This window comes from Arthrobacter sp. HS15c, assembly GCF_040812005.1.
Taxonomy (GTDB): Bacteria; Actinomycetota; Actinomycetes; order Actinomycetales; family Micrococcaceae; genus Arthrobacter.
The window spans coordinates 152,916-170,263 of the sequence record NZ_JBFOHM010000001.1 but is presented as its reverse complement, the minus strand read 5'-3'; the positions used below and the strand labels follow the sequence as shown (position 1 = coordinate 170,263).

Genomic DNA, 17,348 nt, shown 5'->3' with positions numbered 1-17,348 from the left:
CGTGGAAACCACCTCGCCCACCACTGTTGGACTGCCGCTCATCGAGGCTGGACAACGCGTCACCGTCCGGGTCCCGGCCACCAGCGCGAACCTCGGTCCGGGATATGACAGCCTTGGCCTGGCCCTGGCGCTGCACGACACCCTGACAGTGGAGAGCCTCGAAACCGACGAACTGCAGTTCGAGCTCAGCGGCGAGGGTGCCGAAACGCTGCCGCGCGATGCCAGCCACCTGGTCATCCGGGCCATGGAAGCCGCTTTCGAACGCCTGGGCTACCGCCATGGCGGCCTGAAGGTCACCGCGGAGAACATCAACCCGCACGGCCGGGGCCTGGGTTCGTCGGCCTCGGCTGTGGTGGCTGCAGTCTCCGCGGCCAATGCCATGGTTCCGGAGGCAGGGCAGCGGGGGCGGGACTGGATCCTGCAGCTCACGAGTGAACTTGAAGGCCACCCGGACAACGTCGCACCGGCCATTTTCGGCGGACTGGCGCTGTCCTGGCAGGACAGTGACCAGTACAGCAGCACGTGTGCCACCGTGGACGGGTCAGTGATCCCGATTGTCGCGGTGCCCGATTACGAGCTTTCCACGGAAGCCGCCCGTGCGCTCCTCCCGGCCTCAGTGGGCCACCACGCCGCAGCCATGAATTCCGGCCGCGCTGCGCTGCTGATCCACGCGCTGACGCAGAAGCCTGAATTCCTGCTCGCCGGCACCGAGGATTTCCTCCACCAGAGTTACCGCGCAGAGGCCATGCGGCCCAGCGCAGCCCTGATCAGTGCCCTGCGAAAAGCCGGACACGCGGCGGTGGTTTCAGGCGCCGGACCCACTGTCCTGGTGCTGGCCCACGGCGAGGCTGACGCTGCCGTGGTCCTGGACTTCATCGACGCGTTTACAGCGTCAAACACGCCGGACATCAGCTGGCGCGTGCTGAAGCTGGCAGTGGACGTTGAAGGTGCTAAGGTGGACTTGCACCGGCGGTGATTCCGCCTATCTGATCTGCAACTGCTCTCAGTTGCTCTTTGATCTCCTACTGCGCAACATCTCCCGGTGCCGCCTGCTTGGTCTGTCGCAGGAATCTGCAGCATGAAGTGTCTGCCCCTGAACCGTCAGTCCAGCGTTCCGCCATTAATCGGAGCGTGGGTGAATCAGTATCCGGCCCTGCTGGCCGAAATCCAACCGGCAAGGCCGAATTTACGGCTGCAGATCTGAACTGCAGCCCAGATCAAATCATCGCGTCCAGCTCCCAGTCTGGACGCCGTCGAGGGGGAAGGATCCTTCGTGACCGAAACCACTGAGCTGTCTCCAGCTGTGGAAATATCATCTTCTGCTGCCGGATCATCAACGGCCGCACCCGCCAAGAGCAGCGGCCTCGCCGGCCTGAAGCTCGCCCAGTTGCAGGCGCTTGCCAGCCAGCTGGGTATTTCCGGCGGATCCCGCATGCGCAAGGGGGACCTGGTCACGGCCATCTCCGCCCATCGCGCAGGCACTCCAGCCACCAAGGCCCCGGCCAAGGCTGCTGAGAAGGCGACTGAAAACCACACCGCTCCTGCTACTGCCGCTCCGGTGGCTGCCGCCAGCGAAACCGCGGAGGCTCCGGCCGCCGAGGGTACCCGGGCACGTGGCCGTGGCCGCAGCCGCCGGGCCGTCAGCGACGGCGTAGTGGCCGCTCCCGCGGAAACTGCCGTCGAAACCCCCGCAGCCGCGCCGGTGGAAGCTCCTGTTTCCGTCCCCGCCGACTCCGGCGAAGCAGCCGAAGGCACCGAGCGCCGCCAGCCGCGGACCCGCAACCGCCGCCGCGGTGAAGCAGCAGCTTCGGCGCCCCAGGCAGCCGAAACCGCTGAAGCACCGGCCGACCTGCCCGTCGCCGAACAGCGCCAGGCAGACCGCGCCGAAACCCAGCGCAGCGAAACCCAGCGCACAGACGTCCAGGGTGCGGACTCTGCTGAAGGCCAGCGTGCCGACCGCCGTGAAGGCGGCCGTACCCGGGGCGCCCGCGAAACCGCGCCCCGCGACACCGCCGTCCGCGAAACCACGCCCCGCGAAACCACAGACGGTGGCCGCGACAACGCAGGAAGCCGCGATGCCGGCCAGCGTGAAGGCACCCGCCGGGACGACTCCCGCGACAACACGCGCGACAGCGACGATGCAGACGGCGGAAGCCGCCGGAACCGCCGCAACCGCCGGGACCGGAACGACCGCAATGACCGCTCAGGCGGCCAGGACAGCCGGGACACCCGCGACAGCCGGGACAACTCCCGCAACGACCGCTTCCGCGACCGCAACGACCGCCGTCGGGGCCGTGCACAGGGACCGGACGTCGACGACGTCGAGGTCACCGAGGACGACGTCCTGCTGCCCGTTGCAGGCATCCTGGACGTGCTGGAAAACTACGCGTTCATCCGCACCTCCGGCTACCTGCCGGGCCCGAACGACGTCTACGTCTCCCTCGCCCAGGTCAAGAAGTACAACCTGCGCAAGGGCGACGCCGTTGTGGGTGCCATCCGCGCACCCCGTGAAGGCGAAGACCGCAGCCAGCAGACTGCCCGCCAGAAGTTCAACGCCCTTGTCCGCGTCACCTCCGTCAACGGAAAGACGCCGGAAGAGCTCAAGGACCGCGTCGAATTCGCCAAGCTGGTGCCGCTCTACCCGTCCGAGCGCCTGCGCCTCGAGACCGACCCCAAGAAGATCGGCCCCCGCGTCATCGACCTGGTTGCCCCGATCGGCAAGGGCCAGCGTGGCCTGATCGTCTCCCCGCCGAAGGCCGGCAAGACGCTCATCCTGCAGTCCATCGCGAACGCCATCACCACCAACAATCCTGAGGTCCACCTCATGATGGTGCTCGTTGACGAACGCCCCGAAGAAGTGACGGACATGCAGCGCACCGTCAAGGGCGAGGTTATTGCCTCCACCTTCGACCGTCCCGCTGACGACCACACCACCGTGGCCGAACTCTCCATCGAACGCGCCAAGCGCCTCGTGGAAATGGGCATGGACGTGGTGGTCCTCCTGGACTCCATGACCCGCCTGGGCCGCGCCTACAACCTGGCAGCGCCGGCCTCCGGCCGTATCCTGTCCGGTGGTGTCGACTCCGCAGCGCTGTACCCGCCGAAGCGCTTCTTCGGTGCAGCACGCAACATCGAAAACGGCGGCTCGCTGACCATCCTGGCCACCGCGCTCGTCGAGACCGGTTCCAAGATGGACGAGGTCATCTTCGAAGAGTTCAAGGGCACCGGCAACATGGAGCTCCGCCTGTCCCGCCAGCTGGCGGACAAGCGCATCTTCCCGGCTGTGGACGTCAACGCGTCCGGTACCCGTCGTGAAGAGAACCTGCTTTCCCCCGAGGAAGTCAAGATCATGTGGAAGCTGCGCCGCGTCCTCTCCGGACTCGAAACGCAGCAGAGCCTTGAACTGCTGACCAACAAGATCCGGGAGACCCAGAGCAACGTCGAGTTCCTCATGCAGGTCCAGAAGACCACGCTTGGTGCGAAGTCGGATAACGACAAGTAGCTGAAGTAAGGGGCGGGCGCTGGTGCGTTCGTGCGGTGGGTGCCGCGCGGATGTTCCGCCCCCGCCCCTTCGCGTTGCGGCTGACGTACTGCGTACGTCGGCCGCAACGCTCCGGCAGGCCCGATGCCACTCCCGGGGCGGAACATCCGCGCGGCAGTTACGGGGCTCGCTCACCGTGGCGCGCCGATTCTTGTGCCTGTTTTAAACTAGGTGCAGAACGAAAGAGGTTTTGAAAATGTTTGAGTCCGTACAGGGCCTGCTTGATGAGCATGATGCTATCCAGGCGCGGCTTGGTGATCCTGCTGTTTATGCTGACCAGCGGCTGGCCCGGAAGCTGGGGCGGCGGTCTGCCCAGCTGAACGGCATTGTTGAGGCGTATCACAAATGGGAAGCCATCCAGGATGACCTGGCTGCCGCCAAGGAGATGGCGGGGGAGGACCCTGAATTCGCTGCCGAAGTGCCTGAACTTGAGGCTGCCTTGGAGACTGCCTCCGCGAAACTTCGCCGGCTGCTCATTCCCCGCGACCCTGACGATGCCCGCAACGTCATCCTTGAGGTCAAGGGCGGCGAAGGCGGCGACGAGGCTGCGCTGTTCGCCGGCGACCTGCTGCGCATGTACACGCGGTACGCGGAGTCCCGCGGCTGGAAGACTGAACTTATTTCCGCAACGGAGTCTGACCTGGGCGGTTACAAGGACGTCCAGATGGCTGTCAAGGGCAGCTCGAACGATCCTGCCGAGGGCGTCTACGCCCGGCTGAAGTTCGAGGGCGGTGTGCACCGCGTCCAGCGCGTGCCCGTCACTGAATCGCAGGGCCGGATCCACACCTCTGCCGCCGGCGTCCTCGTCCTGCCGGAGGTTGACGAGCCCGAAGAGCTCGAAATCAACCAGAACGACCTCAAGATCGACGTCTACCGGTCCTCCGGTCCCGGCGGGCAGTCCGTGAACACCACCGACTCCGCCGTCCGCATCACCCACCTCCCCACGGGAATCGTGGTGGCCATGCAGAACGAAAAGTCACAGCTGCAGAACCGCGAAGCCGGCATGCGCGTCCTGCGGGCACGCATCCTGGCGCACATGCAGGAGCAGATCGATGCCGAGAACTCGGCCCAGCGCAAGTCGCAGATCCGCACGATGGACCGCTCGGAGCGTATCCGCACGTACAACTACCCGGAAAACCGGATCGCGGACCACCGCACCGGCTACAAGGCGTACAACCTGGACCAGGTCATGAACGGCGACCTGGAGCCCGTAATCCAGTCCGCCATCGAGATGGACGAACAGGCACGCCTGGACGCCATCGGCGAATAGCCGCCTGAACAGATGACAGGTTCGGGGCAGACTCTCGCGGCGGCCGTCACAGAGGCGACCGCCATCCTGGCGCAAGCCGGTGTGCCCAGCCCGCGCGTTGACGCGGAACTGCTCGCCGACCATTTGCTCGGGGTTGGCCTTGGCCGGCTCCGGGCGATGATGCTGGGGGATTCCCCGGCGCCGGAAGGCTACGCCGACCTCGTCGCCGAACGGGCCCAGCGGACCCCGCTGCAGCACATCACCGGAGTGGCGTATTTCCGCTACCTGGAGCTCGCCGTCGGACCCGGTGTTTTTATCCCGCGGCCTGAAACGGAGTCCGTCGTCCAGCTGGTCATCGACCACGTCAAAGGCATGGCGCACCCCCGGATCGTGGATTTGGGCACTGGTTCCGGTGCAATTGCCGGCTCCATTGCGCACGAGGTTCCCGGCGCGGAAGTGCACGCCGTGGAATACAGCACCTTCGCCCACGCGTGGGCGGAAAAGAATCTGGCGCCCCTGGGCGTGACCCTCGTCCTTGGGGACCTTCGGGACGCGCTGCCCGAGCTCAACGGAACCTTCGACGTCGTGATTTCGAATCCGCCGTACATCCCGGCCGAAGCCATCCCCAACGAGCCGGAGGTTGCGCTCCACGACCCGCCGGAAGCGTTGTACGGCGGGGGAGCGGACGGCATGGAACTCCCGACGGCGGCGGCAGCCTCGGCAGCGCGGCTGCTGGTTCCCGGCGGCTACTTCGTGATGGAACACGCCGAAGTACAGGCCGGCTGGATCAAGGCCATGCTGTCCCGGTCCGGTGTGTGGAAGGCAATCACCACCCACCTGGACCTCAACGGCAAGGAACGCGCCACCAGTGCACTGCTTTCCGGCCCTGACCACGAGTGATGAAAGAATAAGCCAGTGACCACAACCTACAACTGCACGTCAGAGGACCAGCGCGCCCTGGGGCTGGAACATGCCCAGCGCGCCATCAGCGAACAGAAATGCGTGGTGTTCCCCACGGACACGGTCTACGGGATCGCCGCGGACGCCTTCTCGCCGCAGGCCGTCACCATGCTGCTGGTCTCCAAGGGGCGCGGCCGCAGCATGCCGCCGCCGGTGCTCATCCCGCGGATCAACGCCCTCGACGGGCTCGCCACCGATGTTTCGGCGGACGCCCGCAAACTCGCCGAGGCATTCTGGCCCGGCGGACTGACCCTGATCCTGCACGCCCAGCCATCCCTGGACTGGGATCTGGGTGACACGAAGGGAACCGTTGCCCTGCGGATGCCGGCGGACGAAGTGGCCCAGGAACTGCTCACGCTGACCGGCCCGCTGGCAGTTTCGTCGGCCAACCGCACCGGCCACGCCGCCGCGCAGACCGCTGCCGAGGCACGCGAGCAGCTCGCCGAGTCGGTCGAGGTCTACCTTGAAGGCGGGTTCCGGCCGCTGGAGGGCACCGAGGGTGTCCCCTCGACGATTGTTGATGCCACCGGGCCACTGCTCCGCGTGGTCCGGAACGGCGCCGTCTCGCTCCAGCAGTTGCGGGAGCACGTTCCCGGAGTGCTGGGGCTCGGGGAAATCCCGATGGCCGAGGAACCGGCTGAAGAGCCTGCGGACGAAGCGCCCGTGAGTGAGGCCTCGGTGACTGACGCCGCGCCGGAGGAAACTCCGGTGACTGAAGCGCCCGTTGCTGAAGCTACGCCGGCTGAAACACCTGAGGCTGCCGCTTCGACGGATGAACCGCCCACACAGGAGCCGCGCCCTTGATGACCCTGCTCCGCCAGCGCATCCCCGTCCTGGGGGTCGACGCCACACCCCTGAAAGTCGACGAACTGATCGCTGTCCTTGAACGGTTCGTTGACGACGGCGGCACACGGACCGTCGTCGGCCATAACCTGCACAGCGTCACACTGACGCATTCCGATCCCGGATTCCGCCGGCTCTATGAGGACAGCGACGTGGTGCTCCTGGACGGGGCGCCCGTGCTGTGGCTCTGGAGCCGGACCGGCCAGGCGGCCGGGCCCGTCATGGAGTACCGGCTCGGCTCAACCGACTGGATTCCTGCCCTGGGGCAGCTGGCCGGCCTGGAACGGATTGCCGTGGTCGGGGCTGGTGCCGAGGCCAACGCCAAGGCCGTAGCGAGGCTGGAGGACATTGTCCCGTCCGCCACCGTCACAGGCTTTCCCGGCGAAGGCTGGAACGACGACGTCGAAGCGGTCGCTGCGGAGTGGCTCACCGAGCAGCGTCCCCAGTTGGTACTGCTCGGACTGGGCATGCCCCTGCAGGAGTCAGTGCTGCAGCGCAGGCTCGATTCCCTTCCGCCGGCCATCTACTGCGCCGTGGGCGGAGCGATTGAGCAGCTCGCCGGAATCCAGAAGCTGGCGCCGCGCTGGCTGGGCCGGTTAGGGCTCGAATGGGCCTGGCGCCTTTTACTGCATCCGCGCCGGGTGGCCTACCGTGTCTTTGGCGAGCCGTGGGTCCTGCTGTGGCTCCTCGCCCGGCGCCGCCTTAGGCGGAGCCCCTAGAACTTCTGGTCCTCCAGGGGAGCGAAGCCCTTGGCCCGCAGCCCGGTGCTGAAGGACCTGGCCCAGTCCAGGAACCCCTTGAGGTCACGGCGCTGCGCAAAATAGCCGACGTAACCGCCGACGTCGGCCACAAACGACTTGACCCGGAAGTACCGACGGATCAGGTAGCCGCGGTTGCGGTAGTAGTAGTACCGCTTGAAGGCCGACTCCGGGACAATGACATGCCAGCCGGCGCCATAGACGTGCTTGGTCTCGGAGAAGGCATGCGGGTGCGTGATGGCGGTGGTCGTGACAGTGCCGAACCTGATGCCCGCCTTGCGGAGCCGGATGGTGAAGTCCACTTCGTCGCCGCGGATGAAGAGGCGCATGTCCGGCAGGCCCACCTTGAAAAAGACGTCAGACCGGATCAGCGCACCGTTAAAGAAGTGTCCGTCGTCGGGCAGGAACCCGACCTTTTCCAGTTCCGCACGGTCATGCGTGACTTTTCCGTCGAGCCGGAAGAAGAAGGAGAGCCGGTCCGGCTGGCCCGGTGCCACCACGAGGGGGACCACGGCCTCGAGGTCGCGGGCCTCAGCCTCGCGCAGCAGGGTGGCCAGGCATTCCGGGTCCGCCGGCTCGGCGTCGTCGTCCATCATCCAGATCCATTCGGCACCGCTGGCGACGGCCTTGAGCGCTGCGAGGGCGAAGCCTCCGGCGCCGCCGAGGTTCGCTTCCGAACGCACGTAGTCCACGTTGGAATGCTTCGCGGCCACCTCACGGGCGGGAACGGTGCCGCTGTCAATCAGGCAGATGGTGTCCACGGACGCGGACTGGGCGTTGATGGCGTCCAGCAGGACGGACAGCTCTTTGTGACGGTCAAATGTCACGGCGGCGACTGCAACCCGGAGGGGCATGGAATTCCTTTCAGCATGGCCTTCAGGGGATTCCCCGCTCGCGATGCGCCAGTGTGGCGCGAAGCCATGGAGCCGTTGGCGCTAGTATCTTGACTAGAGTCCACTGTAATACAGCCCTGTAAGGCACTAAGCACTGCCTGCTGCGCGCCCGGCGACGGAGAAGTTTCATTTATCGAAAGTCAGATCCCCGGCAAGTGACCCCAACAATCAAGGCCCGGCAGCCCCGGCGGCTACCCTGCACTGTGGTGACACCCCGGATAGCGCCGGGCACCGACGAAACGGCTGCCAACGCATGATCATGTACCTGCTCATGGGCCTGACGGCTGCCGTCGTGTCCTACGCGGCCACCTGGGGTGCCCGGGTGATCGGCAACCGGCTTGAGCTCCACATGCCAATCCGCAGCCGCGACATGCATTCGACGCCGGTATCGCGGCTTGGCGGCGTGGCCATCTTCCTTGGGGTCCTGGTGGCGCTGATCGTCGCCAGCCAGTCCTTCTTCGTCAAGGACATCTACCGCAACAACTTCTCGCCCTGGGGCGTCCTGGCGGGTGCGGTGGTGATCGTGCTGGTGGGCGTGGCGGACGACCTGCTGGACATCCGCTGGTGGGTGAAGCTCATCGGGCAAAGCGCTGCGGCGCTGGTGGTGGCCATCTGGGGGGTCCGGATGACGATCGTTCCGTGGGTTCCGGAGCCGATCTACCTGGAGAACGAAATGGTCCGGGTAGTCCTGACGGCCGGACTCATCGTGACCACCATGAATGCCTTCAATTTCATCGACGGGCTCGACGGGTTGGCCGCGGGCGTGGCCATCATCGGCGGCACCGCGTTCTTCTTCACCGCGTACTGGGTGCACCGGAACGCCGTCCTCCTGGATTACTCGGACCTGGCCACGCTGCTGACGGCGGTCCTGGTGGGCAGCTGCATCGGCTTCCTGCCGCACAACTGGTTCCCCTCCAAAATCTTCATGGGTGACTCCGGTGCCATGCTGATAGGACTGCTGATGGCATCGGCCGGTATCGTCTCCACCGGCCAGATCTCCTCCGGTCTCTACGACCGGGCCAACGGTATCTCCACGGTTATACCGATCCTGCTTCCCTTCGCCGTGCTCTTCCTGCCGCTGCTTGACCTGGGCCTTGCCGTCATCCGGCGCACGGCACGTGGGCGCTCACCCTGGTCCGCGGACCGCGGGCATCTCCACCACAAACTGCTGGACATCGGCTACTCCCACCGGACCGTGGTGATCCTCATGTACTTATGGACCTGCGTCCTGTCCTTCGGTGGCCTTGCTTTTGCTGTGTTCCCCTGGCAGATCGTGCTGTCCGCCGACATCTTCGCAACCCTGGTGATGGGCCTGGTGACGGCGTGGCCGTACCTGAGCCGGCGAAGCTCGGAAACGGCGGCGTAACGCCGTTCGGAAATATTTCTATCTCGTGTAGAATTTAGGGGCAGCTCAAAGCTGCCTCCACCCTCACTCCTGGCTGCTTGCCGGGTACCGACGATTGGGATCATGTGACCTCCAACGCCGACTCCGGACCCGTGTCCGGCAACGGACCCGTTGGTGTTTCCGGTCCCACCCGTTCCCTGTGGCTTCGTCTCCTCGCACTCAGTTCGGCGGCTGCCGCGGCCGGGCTGGTCCTGTGCACCGTCATCGCCGCTTTGACGGTTGGCGTGAACGGCGCGCTGTCTGCCGCCTTTGGCGGACTGCTGGTGATGCTGTTCTTCGGAATCAGCCTGCTGGTGGGCCACTTCGTAGGACGCAGCAATCCCTCGGGAGCCATTGGGATGTTCGTCGCGACGTACTTCATCAAAGTCGTGGGGTTCGCCGTCGTCCTGTTCCTTATCGGGGCTCCGGAATGGCTGGATGGCCGTTGGTTCCTGATCGGTGCCGTCGTCGCCGTCGTGCTTTGGCAGGCGGCGGAGATCTACGGCTTCAGTAAGGCCCGGCTGCAAATCTACAACGACCCCGAGACCAAGGAACCGCGCGATGTCTGATCGGAAGCGAGCAGCAAACGGCGGCTCTTCCAAACCTCGGGTAACCGGTTCCGCACCAGGTGTGTCCACTGAAAACAACGACGGCGGATACAACGCCGGAATGGCCGTCTTCAGCTACATAATTGGCGGAATCATCGTCTGGAGTTTGATAGGGTGGGGTCTGGATAATCTGTGGGGAACCCGCTGGATCGTGCTCGCAGGCGCTCTGCTTGGAGCTGTCGGAGGATTTTATCTTTCCCACATGCATGGCCTTACCAGTCACAGAAACACAGCCGGTAAGAGCGGCGCAGACAGCGGTCCGTCCGCGGACGGAAACACTAATGCCAAATAATTTCACACGGGGAACAGCGGAGCGCAAATCCGCGGATCCCCGACCAACGCCCAATGATGGACACTGCAGAGAGGAAACGCGTTGATCGCGCTTGCGCTCCCGGCCCAAGATTCAGGAGAGTTCACTCCTCCTGGAATTGAAGAAATGCACCTGCCGGCAATCCTGCCGTGGGGGGCGGCAGACGGATTCTCCAAGCAGATGCTGCTGGTAATCCTGTCGGTCGTCATTATCGCCACATTCTTTCTGCTAGCTGCACGGAAGCAGCAGCTTGTCCCCGGCAAGCTCCAGTTCGCTGGTGAAATGGCCTACGGCTTTGTGCGTAACAGCATCGCCAAGGACATAATCGGCGGCAAAGACTTTATGAAGTACGTCCCGCTGTTGTTCAGCCTCTTCTTCTTTATCCTCGTGAACAACATTTACGGCGCAATCCCCGTGATCCAGCTTCCGAGCTTCTCGCACGTCGGCGGAGCCTATGTCCTTGCGGGCATCGTCTACTTCACCTGGATTGGCATCGGCATCAAGAAGAACGGCATCAAGTACTTCAAGCTGGCCACCGTGCCGTCCGGAGTCCCGTTCTACATCCTGCCCATCGTGGTCCCGATCGAGATCATCTCCAACTTCCTGGTCCGCCCGGTCACGCACAGCCTCCGTCTGTTCGCCACCATGCTGGCCGGCCACCTCATCGTGATGCTTGCCGGCTCCGGCATCGAGTACCTCGTTATGCAGGAAAACCTGCTGCTGAAGGGCACCTCGGTCCTGGTCCTGGTTGGCGCCATCGCCATGTACATGCTGGAAGCACTGATCATGGCGCTCCAGGCGTACGTCTTTACCCTGCTGACCGCCATCTACATCGAAGGCGCTCTGCACGCGGACAGCCACTAGGCTCCCAAAATCTTCCCCTTGCGGGGATGAAGCAAACCAAACAACCTGCCACACAGATGGCATCTTGAAAGGAATAAAATGGAAGGCAATCTCAACCTCGTAGGTTACGGTCTGTCCGCAATCGGCGGTGGTATCGGTGTTGGTCTCGTGTTCGCTGCCTACATCAACGGCGTCGCACGCCAGCCGGAAGCACAGCGCGTCCTGCAGCCGATCGCATTCCTCGGCCTCGCGCTGACTGAAGCCCTCGCCATCCTCGGCCTGGTCTTCGCTTTCGTTCTCTAAGTCTGACGAACCAAGCGAACATCCAGAACCGAGTAGATAAGGACGGGTGAATTATGAATCAGCTGATCATCTCAGCCGCCACAGAGGGCGCAACCAGCCCTCTGATGCCCAATGTCTGGGAAATGGGCGTCGTCCTCGTCGGCTTTGCTGTCCTCATGTACATCGTGGTCAAGTTCATTGTCCCGATGTTCGAGAAGACTTTCGCAGAGCGTGCCGAGGCCATCGAAGGTGGCATCGCCAAAGCTGAAAAGGCCCAGGCTGAGGCCTCCGCTGCACTCGAGGAATACAAGCAGCAGCTGAACGACGCCCGCGCCGAAGCCAACCGCATCCGCGAGGAAGCCCGTGCCGAAGGCGCTCAGATCCTCGCTGATCTGAAGGAAAAGGCGGCTGCAGAGTCCGCCCGCATCACCGCGCAGGCGCACGTGCAGATCGAATCGGAGCGCCAGGCCGCTGTTGTGTCCCTGCGCTCCGAGGTGGGCACGCTGGCCACCACCCTGGCAGGACGCATTGTTGGTGAAGCACTCACCGATGACGAGCGTTCGGCCCGCGTTGTTGACCGCTTCCTGGCAGATCTGGAGAACCAGAACGCAGGTGCAGCTCAGTAATGGCAGGTATATCGAGCGAATCGCTGGCCACAGCACTGACCGCGTTGGAAGCCAAGCTTCCCACCGCCTCGCTGCAGCTGGCTAAGGAACTCTTCGGAATCCTGGGAACGGTGGACAGCTCGGCTGGCTTGCGCCGCGCCCTGACTGACCCGTCCCGCAGCGGTGACGAAAAGTCGGCGCTGGTCAAGCAGCTGGTTGGCGGGAAAGTCTCCGCTGATGCTGCGGATATCGCGGGCGGACTGGCCAGTTTGCGCTGGGCATCGGCACGAGATATCGGCGATGCACTCGAGACTCTTGCCGCAACGGTGGTCATCGCCGTCGCTGAAAACAAGTCGGCCGTTTCTGCCTCCGGAATCTCTGGGCTGGAAGAGCTGGAGAACGATCTGTTCTCCTTCAACCAGGCCGTTGCCTCCAGCCACGAGGTACAACGTGCTCTGTCCGAACCACAGGCAAGCGGTGCTGCAAAGACCACCCTCACGGAGAGGCTGGTTCCTGGCGCAAGCGAGGCAGCCAAAGTCCTCATCGGCCAGGCAGTCTCCCAGCCCCGCGGCCTCAAGCCGACCAGGCTTGTGGCCCGGTTCGCCGAGCTGGCGGCCAAGCGGCAGCAGCGCTGGATTGCAACGGTCAGCGTCACCCGTCCTTTGACGGAGACGCAGTTCAGCCGCCTCCAGGCAGGGCTCAACTCCCTGTATGGTCGCGAGCTCAAGGTCAACCTCAGCGTTGACCCTGCACTGATCGGTGGAATCCGTGTCCAGGTGGGCGACGAAGTGCTGGACGCTTCCGTTGCCTCCCGTCTGGGCCAGCTTCACCGCCAACTGGCCGGCTAGCCGGACAAGCACAACTTAACTGATAGAAACCCCGGTCATCGTGAGCAACGATGATCACGAAAACAGGAGAGCAGGGACTGCAGATGGCCGAATTGACCATCAACGCCGACGACGTCCGTAATGCGTTGAACGAGTTCGCGGCGTCCTACGAACCCGGAAACGCAGAACGCGTAGAGGTTGGCCGCGTAACCGCCGCAAGTGACGGCATCGCCCGTGTTGAGGGCCTTCCCTCGGTCATGGCGAACGAGCTGCTTCGCTTCGAGGACGGCACCCTGGGCCTCGCCCAGAACCTTGACGTCCGCGAAATCGGTGTCATCATCCTCGGTGACTTCACTGGCATCGAAGAAGGCCAGGAAGTTCACCGCACTGGTGAGATCCTGTCCGTGCCGGTGGGCGACGCGTTCCTCGGACGCGTTGTTGACCCGCTGGGCCAGCCGATCGATGACCTCGGCGAGATCAAGGCTGAGACCACCCGTGCGCTTGAACTTCAGGCACCCGGCGTGACCCAGCGCAAGTCGGTCCACGAACCGATGCAGACCGGACTCAAGGCCATCGACGCCATGATCCCGATCGGCCGCGGCCAGCGTCAGCTCATCATTGGTGACCGCCAGACCGGCAAGACGGCCATCGCCGTTGACACGATCATCAACCAGAAGGCCAACTGGGCTTCCGGGGATGTCACCAAGCAGGTCCGCTGCGTCTACGTCGGTGTTGGCCAGAAGGCTTCCACCATCGCAGCCGTCCGGCAGACCCTTGAGGACCACGGCGCACTGGAGTACACCACCATCGTGGCGTCTCCGGCGTCCGACCCCGCCGGCTTCAAGTACTTGGCTCCCTACGCCGGTTCGGCCATCGGCCAGCACTGGATGTACGGCGGCAAGCACGTTCTGGTGATCTTCGATGACCTGTCCAAGCAGGCCGAAGCCTACCGTGCAGTGTCGCTGCTGCTGCGCCGCCCGCCGGGACGAGAAGCCTACCCGGGCGACGTCTTCTACTTGCACTCCCGCCTGCTGGAGCGTTGTGCAAAGCTCTCCGACGAACTCGGGGCCGGCTCGATGACCGGTCTGCCGATCGTTGAGACCAAGGCAAACGACGTTTCCGCGTACATCCCGACCAACGTGATCTCGATCACCGACGGTCAGATCTTCCTCCAGTCGGACCTCTTCAACGCCAACCAGCGTCCCGCTGTTGACGTTGGTGTGTCGGTGTCCCGCGTTGGTGGCGCCGCCCAGGTCAAGTCCATGAAGAAGGTCTCCGGTACGTTGAAGCTGGACCTGGCCCAGTACCGCGACATGCAGGCATTCGCCATGTTCGCCTCGGACCTGGATGCGGCTTCACGCCAGCAGCTGACCCGTGGTGCCCGCCTGATGGAACTGCTCAAGCAGGGCCAGTACTCGCCGTTCCCGGTCGAGGACCAGGTTGTGTCCATCTGGGCAGGTACCAAGGGCTACCTCGACGACGTTCCGGTTGAAGACATCAGCCGCTTCGAGTCCGAGTTCCTGGAGCACCTCAAGCACAAGTCCTCGATCCTCACCACGCTGGCTCAGACCAACGTGCTGGACGACGACACCGCAGAAGCACTGAAGACCGCGATCGTGGACTTCAAAAAGGGCTTCTTCGGCGAGGGTGACAACCACCTGGTAGGTGCCGGCCACGAGGAGCACGATGCTATCTCCGGTGCCGAAGTCGACCAGGAAAAAATCGTCAAGCAGAAGCGCTAGTTCCGCTGGACGGGTGCGCCGGACCCCCTGGGTCCGGCGCACCCGGTCTTCGGAATCTTAGGAAAGGATAAGTATGGGAGCCCAGATCCGGGTCTACCGCCAGAAGATCAGCTCGACGACGTCGATGCGCAAGATCTTCAAGGCGATGGAACTGATCGCTACCTCGCGCATCGGCAAGGCCCGTGCGCGCGTAGCAGCTTCACTGCCTTACGCGAACGCCATCACGCGCGCCGTTTCTGCTGTCGCCAGCCAAAGCGAAATCGACCACCCGCTGACCACTGAGCCGGAGCAGATCCGCCGTGCCGCAGTCCTGGTAATTACCTCGGACCGTGGCCTGGCAGGTTCCTACTCGGCGAGTGTGCTCAAGCAGGCGGAAGGTCTCAACGAGCTGCTCCACGCTGAAGGCAAGGAAGTCAAGACCTACCTCGTCGGCCGTAAGGGCCAGGCGTACTACGATTTCCGGAACCGCGAGTACGCGCGGGTCTGGACCGGCGGCACGGACGCCCCTGAATTCGCCACCGCGCGCGAAGTCGGAGAAGCGCTGCTGACGGACTTCGCAACGGCCTACGAAGAGGGCGGCGTGGACGAAATCCACGTTGTTTACACCCGCTTCAAGTCCATGGTCACCCAGGAGCCGACGGTCATCCGCCTGCTCCCGCTCGAGGTCGTGGAAGAGCAGGCCGCTTCGGAATCGGAGCTCCTGCCGCTGTACGAGTTCGAACCGGAAACGGAGCAGGTCCTCGATGCCCTGCTGCCGCGCTACATCGAATCCCGTATCTTCGCAGCCATGTTGCAGGCAGCAGCTTCCGAGCTTGCTGCACGCCAGCGGGCGATGAAGTCCGCCGGCGACAACGCGACGGACCTGATCAAGAAGTACACGCGTCTGCGCAACACGGCCCGCCAGGCCGAGATCACGCAGGAGCTTTCCGAAATCGTTGCCGGCGCCGACGCCCTCGCGTCCTAGCCTTCGGCATTTTCGGTTCCCGCGGGACCTGCACCACAACAGATAAACTTAACCCCACGCCATCTACTGAGTGAAGTGAGAGAGATGACTGCCACTGCTACCGAACACGTAGCCGCAACGTCCGGTGCCACCGGCCGTATTGCACGTGTTATTGGCCCGGTTGTCGACGTCGAATTCCCGGCTGACGCAATCCCGTCGATTTACAACGCCCTGTCTACGGTGATCACCCTCAACGGTGTCACCAAGACCATCACGTTCGAGACTTCCCAGCACCTGGGTGACAACCTCGTCCGCGCCATCTCCCTGCAGGCTACCGACGGACTCGTCCGCGGCACGTCAGTGGTGGACAGCGGCGCCCCCATCTCCGTGCCCGTTGGCGACGGCGTCAAGGGCCACATCTTCAACGTCCTCGGCCAGCCGCTGGACGTCGAAGAGTCGGAACTGAACATCAGCGAACGCTGGCCGATCCACCGCAAGGCTCCGGCCTTCGCAACGCTGGAAGGCTCCACCGAGATGCTGGAGACCGGCATCAAGGTGATCGACCTTCTCACCCCGTACATCAAGGGTGGAAAGATCGGCCTCTTCGGCGGCGCCGGCGTGGGCAAGACCGTTCTGATCCAGGAAATGATCACCCGTGTTGCCCGCAACTTCGGTGGTACTTCGGTATTCGCCGGTGTCGGCGAGCGTACCCGTGAAGGCAACGACCTCTGGGTTGAAATGGAAGAGGCAGGCGTCCTCAAGGACACCGCCCTTGTATTCGGCCAGATGGATGAGCCGCCTGGAACGCGTCTGCGCGTGGCACTGTCCGCACTGACCATGGCGGAGTATTTCCGCGATGTGCAGAACCAGGACGTGCTGCTCTTCATCGACAACATCTTCCGCTTCACGCAGGCAGGTTCCGAGGTTTCCACCCTCCTCGGCCGCATGCCTTCGGCCGTGGGCTACCAGCCCAACCTGGCAGATGAAATGGGCCTCCTCCAGGAGCGCATTACGTCCACCAAGGGCCACTCCATCACCTCGATGCAGGCCATCTACGTTCCCGCCGATGACTACACCGACCCGGCTCCGGCCACGACCTTCGCACACCTCGACGCGACCACGGAACTTTCCCGTGAAATCGCCTCCCGTGGTCTGTACCCGGCCGTTGACCCGCTGACGTCGACCTCCCGAATCCTGGACCCCCAGTACATCGGCAAGGATCACTACAACACGGCTGTCCGTGTGAAGCAGATCCTGCAGAAGAACAAGGAACTCCAGGACATCATCGCCATCCTCGGCGTTGACGAACTCTCGGAAGAGGACAAGATCGTCGTGTCGCGTGCACGCCGCATCCAGCAGTTCCTGTCCCAGAACACCTACACCGCCAAGCAGTTCACCGGCGTCGAGGGCTCCACGGTTTCCATCAAGGACACCGTTGAAGGCTTCACCGCGATCTGCGACGGCGAGCTCGACCACATCGCAGAGCAGGCGTTCTTCAACGTCGGCGGCCTCGATGACGTTGAGCGCCAGTGGGCCAAGATCCAGGAACAGACCAAGTAA

At 63.9% G+C, this 17,348-nt stretch carries 17 protein-coding genes; 16 read left to right on the top strand and 1 reads right to left on the bottom strand.

The window, feature by feature from the left end; all coding sequences use genetic code 11:
* The first annotated feature begins 1 nt into the window (after position 1).
* The 6 genes from thrB to ABV518_RS00785 all read left to right on the top strand — a co-directional run bounded on the left by thrB (position 2) and on the right by ABV518_RS00785 (position 7,312).
* Positions 2–976: a homoserine kinase gene (gene thrB, locus ABV518_RS00810; protein ID WP_367764959.1), complete on the top strand. Its 975-nt coding sequence runs from the start codon at positions 2–4 to the stop codon at positions 974–976.
* Between the two features lie 297 nt (positions 977–1,273).
* On the top strand, positions 1,274–3,502 hold the full coding sequence (rho, locus tag ABV518_RS00805) for a transcription termination factor Rho (protein WP_367764958.1): 2,229 nt from the start codon (positions 1,274–1,276) through the stop codon (positions 3,500–3,502).
* A gap of 235 nt (positions 3,503–3,737) precedes the next feature.
* The gene (gene prfA / locus ABV518_RS00800) at positions 3,738–4,811 is read left to right on the top strand and encodes a peptide chain release factor 1 (RefSeq protein WP_367764957.1); all 1,074 of its coding nucleotides are present in this window, start codon (positions 3,738–3,740) and stop codon (positions 4,809–4,811) included.
* 12 nt (positions 4,812–4,823) lie between these two features.
* On the top strand, positions 4,824–5,690 hold the full coding sequence (gene prmC, locus ABV518_RS00795) for a peptide chain release factor N(5)-glutamine methyltransferase (protein WP_367764956.1): 867 nt from the start codon (positions 4,824–4,826) through the stop codon (positions 5,688–5,690).
* 15 nt (positions 5,691–5,705) lie between these two features.
* On the top strand, positions 5,706–6,554 hold the full coding sequence (locus ABV518_RS00790) for an L-threonylcarbamoyladenylate synthase (RefSeq protein ID WP_367764954.1): 849 nt from the start codon (positions 5,706–5,708) through the stop codon (positions 6,552–6,554).
* Entirely contained in the window at positions 6,554–7,312 is a 759-nt protein-coding gene (locus ABV518_RS00785; RefSeq protein WP_367764953.1) for a WecB/TagA/CpsF family glycosyltransferase, read from the top strand. The genes ABV518_RS00790 and ABV518_RS00785 overlap by 1 nt, the downstream gene beginning before the upstream one ends.
* On the opposite strand, the gene ABV518_RS00780 is transcribed toward ABV518_RS00785, so the two are convergent.
* Positions 7,309–8,205, bottom strand: coding sequence for a glycosyltransferase (locus ABV518_RS00780; protein WP_367764952.1), 897 nt, complete (start codon positions 8,203–8,205; stop codon positions 7,309–7,311). The genes ABV518_RS00785 and ABV518_RS00780 overlap by 4 nt on opposite strands.
* Before the next feature lie 292 nt (positions 8,206–8,497).
* Between ABV518_RS00780 and ABV518_RS00775 the strand changes: the two genes are divergently transcribed.
* From ABV518_RS00775 to atpD, 10 genes are all read left to right on the top strand, one after another.
* Positions 8,498–9,610, top strand: a complete 1,113-nt coding sequence (locus ABV518_RS00775) for an MraY family glycosyltransferase (protein ID WP_367764951.1) — start codon at positions 8,498–8,500, stop codon at positions 9,608–9,610.
* Positions 9,611–9,714: 104 nt separating this feature from the next.
* Positions 9,715–10,197, top strand: coding sequence for a hypothetical protein (locus ABV518_RS00770; protein ID WP_367764950.1), 483 nt, complete (start codon positions 9,715–9,717; stop codon positions 10,195–10,197).
* Positions 10,190–10,528 carry a hypothetical protein gene (locus ABV518_RS00765; protein ID WP_367764949.1) on the top strand — a complete coding sequence of 113 codons (339 nt, stop codon included), beginning with the start codon at positions 10,190–10,192 and terminating at the stop codon, positions 10,526–10,528. The genes ABV518_RS00770 and ABV518_RS00765 overlap by 8 nt, the downstream gene beginning before the upstream one ends.
* A gap of 81 nt (positions 10,529–10,609) precedes the next feature.
* Complete coding sequence (atpB, locus tag ABV518_RS00760; protein ID WP_131131687.1) at positions 10,610–11,410, top strand: F0F1 ATP synthase subunit A; 801 nt, start codon at positions 10,610–10,612, stop codon at positions 11,408–11,410.
* Between the two features lie 78 nt (positions 11,411–11,488).
* On the top strand, positions 11,489–11,692 hold the full coding sequence (atpE, locus tag ABV518_RS00755) for an ATP synthase F0 subunit C (RefSeq protein WP_009356484.1): 204 nt from the start codon (positions 11,489–11,491) through the stop codon (positions 11,690–11,692).
* A gap of 53 nt (positions 11,693–11,745) precedes the next feature.
* On the top strand, positions 11,746–12,297 hold the full coding sequence (locus ABV518_RS00750) for a F0F1 ATP synthase subunit B (protein ID WP_131131689.1): 552 nt from the start codon (positions 11,746–11,748) through the stop codon (positions 12,295–12,297).
* Positions 12,297–13,124, top strand: coding sequence for a F0F1 ATP synthase subunit delta (locus ABV518_RS00745; RefSeq protein ID WP_367764946.1), 828 nt, complete (start codon positions 12,297–12,299; stop codon positions 13,122–13,124). Before ABV518_RS00750 ends, ABV518_RS00745 begins: the two co-directional genes overlap by 1 nt.
* A gap of 83 nt (positions 13,125–13,207) precedes the next feature.
* Positions 13,208–14,845 (top strand): F0F1 ATP synthase subunit alpha, encoded by a 1,638-nt coding sequence (atpA, locus tag ABV518_RS00740; RefSeq protein WP_131131902.1) that lies wholly within the window; start codon positions 13,208–13,210, stop codon positions 14,843–14,845.
* Positions 14,846–14,918: 73 nt separating this feature from the next.
* On the top strand, positions 14,919–15,809 hold the full coding sequence (locus tag ABV518_RS00735) for a F0F1 ATP synthase subunit gamma (protein WP_131131693.1): 891 nt from the start codon (positions 14,919–14,921) through the stop codon (positions 15,807–15,809).
* A gap of 84 nt (positions 15,810–15,893) precedes the next feature.
* A complete protein-coding gene (atpD, locus tag ABV518_RS00730) occupies positions 15,894–17,348 on the top strand; it encodes a F0F1 ATP synthase subunit beta (RefSeq protein ID WP_131131694.1) in 1,455 nt (484 codons plus the stop codon).

Excerpts from the sequence above, each read along its gene's own strand:
- prfA (WP_367764957.1), top strand. The coding sequence starts at position 3,738 with ATGTTTGAGTCCGTACAGGGCCTGCTTGATGAGCATGATGCTATCCAG.
- prmC (WP_367764956.1), top strand. The coding sequence starts at position 4,824 with ATGACAGGTTCGGGGCAGACTCTCGCGGCGGCCGTCACAGAGGCGACC.
- ABV518_RS00785 (WP_367764953.1), top strand. The coding sequence starts at position 6,554 with ATGACCCTGCTCCGCCAGCGCATCCCCGTCCTGGGGGTCGACGCCACA.
- ABV518_RS00780 (WP_367764952.1), bottom strand. The coding sequence starts at position 8,205 with ATGCCCCTCCGGGTTGCAGTCGCCGCCGTGACATTTGACCGTCACAAA.
- ABV518_RS00775 (WP_367764951.1), top strand. The coding sequence starts at position 8,498 with ATGATCATGTACCTGCTCATGGGCCTGACGGCTGCCGTCGTGTCCTAC.
- ABV518_RS00765 (WP_367764949.1), top strand. The coding sequence starts at position 10,190 with ATGTCTGATCGGAAGCGAGCAGCAAACGGCGGCTCTTCCAAACCTCGG.
- atpE (WP_009356484.1), top strand. The coding sequence starts at position 11,489 with ATGGAAGGCAATCTCAACCTCGTAGGTTACGGTCTGTCCGCAATCGGC.
- ABV518_RS00750 (WP_131131689.1), top strand. The coding sequence starts at position 11,746 with ATGAATCAGCTGATCATCTCAGCCGCCACAGAGGGCGCAACCAGCCCT.
- ABV518_RS00745 (WP_367764946.1), top strand. The coding sequence starts at position 12,297 with ATGGCAGGTATATCGAGCGAATCGCTGGCCACAGCACTGACCGCGTTG.
- atpA (WP_131131902.1), top strand. The coding sequence starts at position 13,208 with ATGGCCGAATTGACCATCAACGCCGACGACGTCCGTAATGCGTTGAAC.
- ABV518_RS00735 (WP_131131693.1), top strand. The coding sequence starts at position 14,919 with ATGGGAGCCCAGATCCGGGTCTACCGCCAGAAGATCAGCTCGACGACG.
- atpD (WP_131131694.1), top strand. The coding sequence starts at position 15,894 with ATGACTGCCACTGCTACCGAACACGTAGCCGCAACGTCCGGTGCCACC.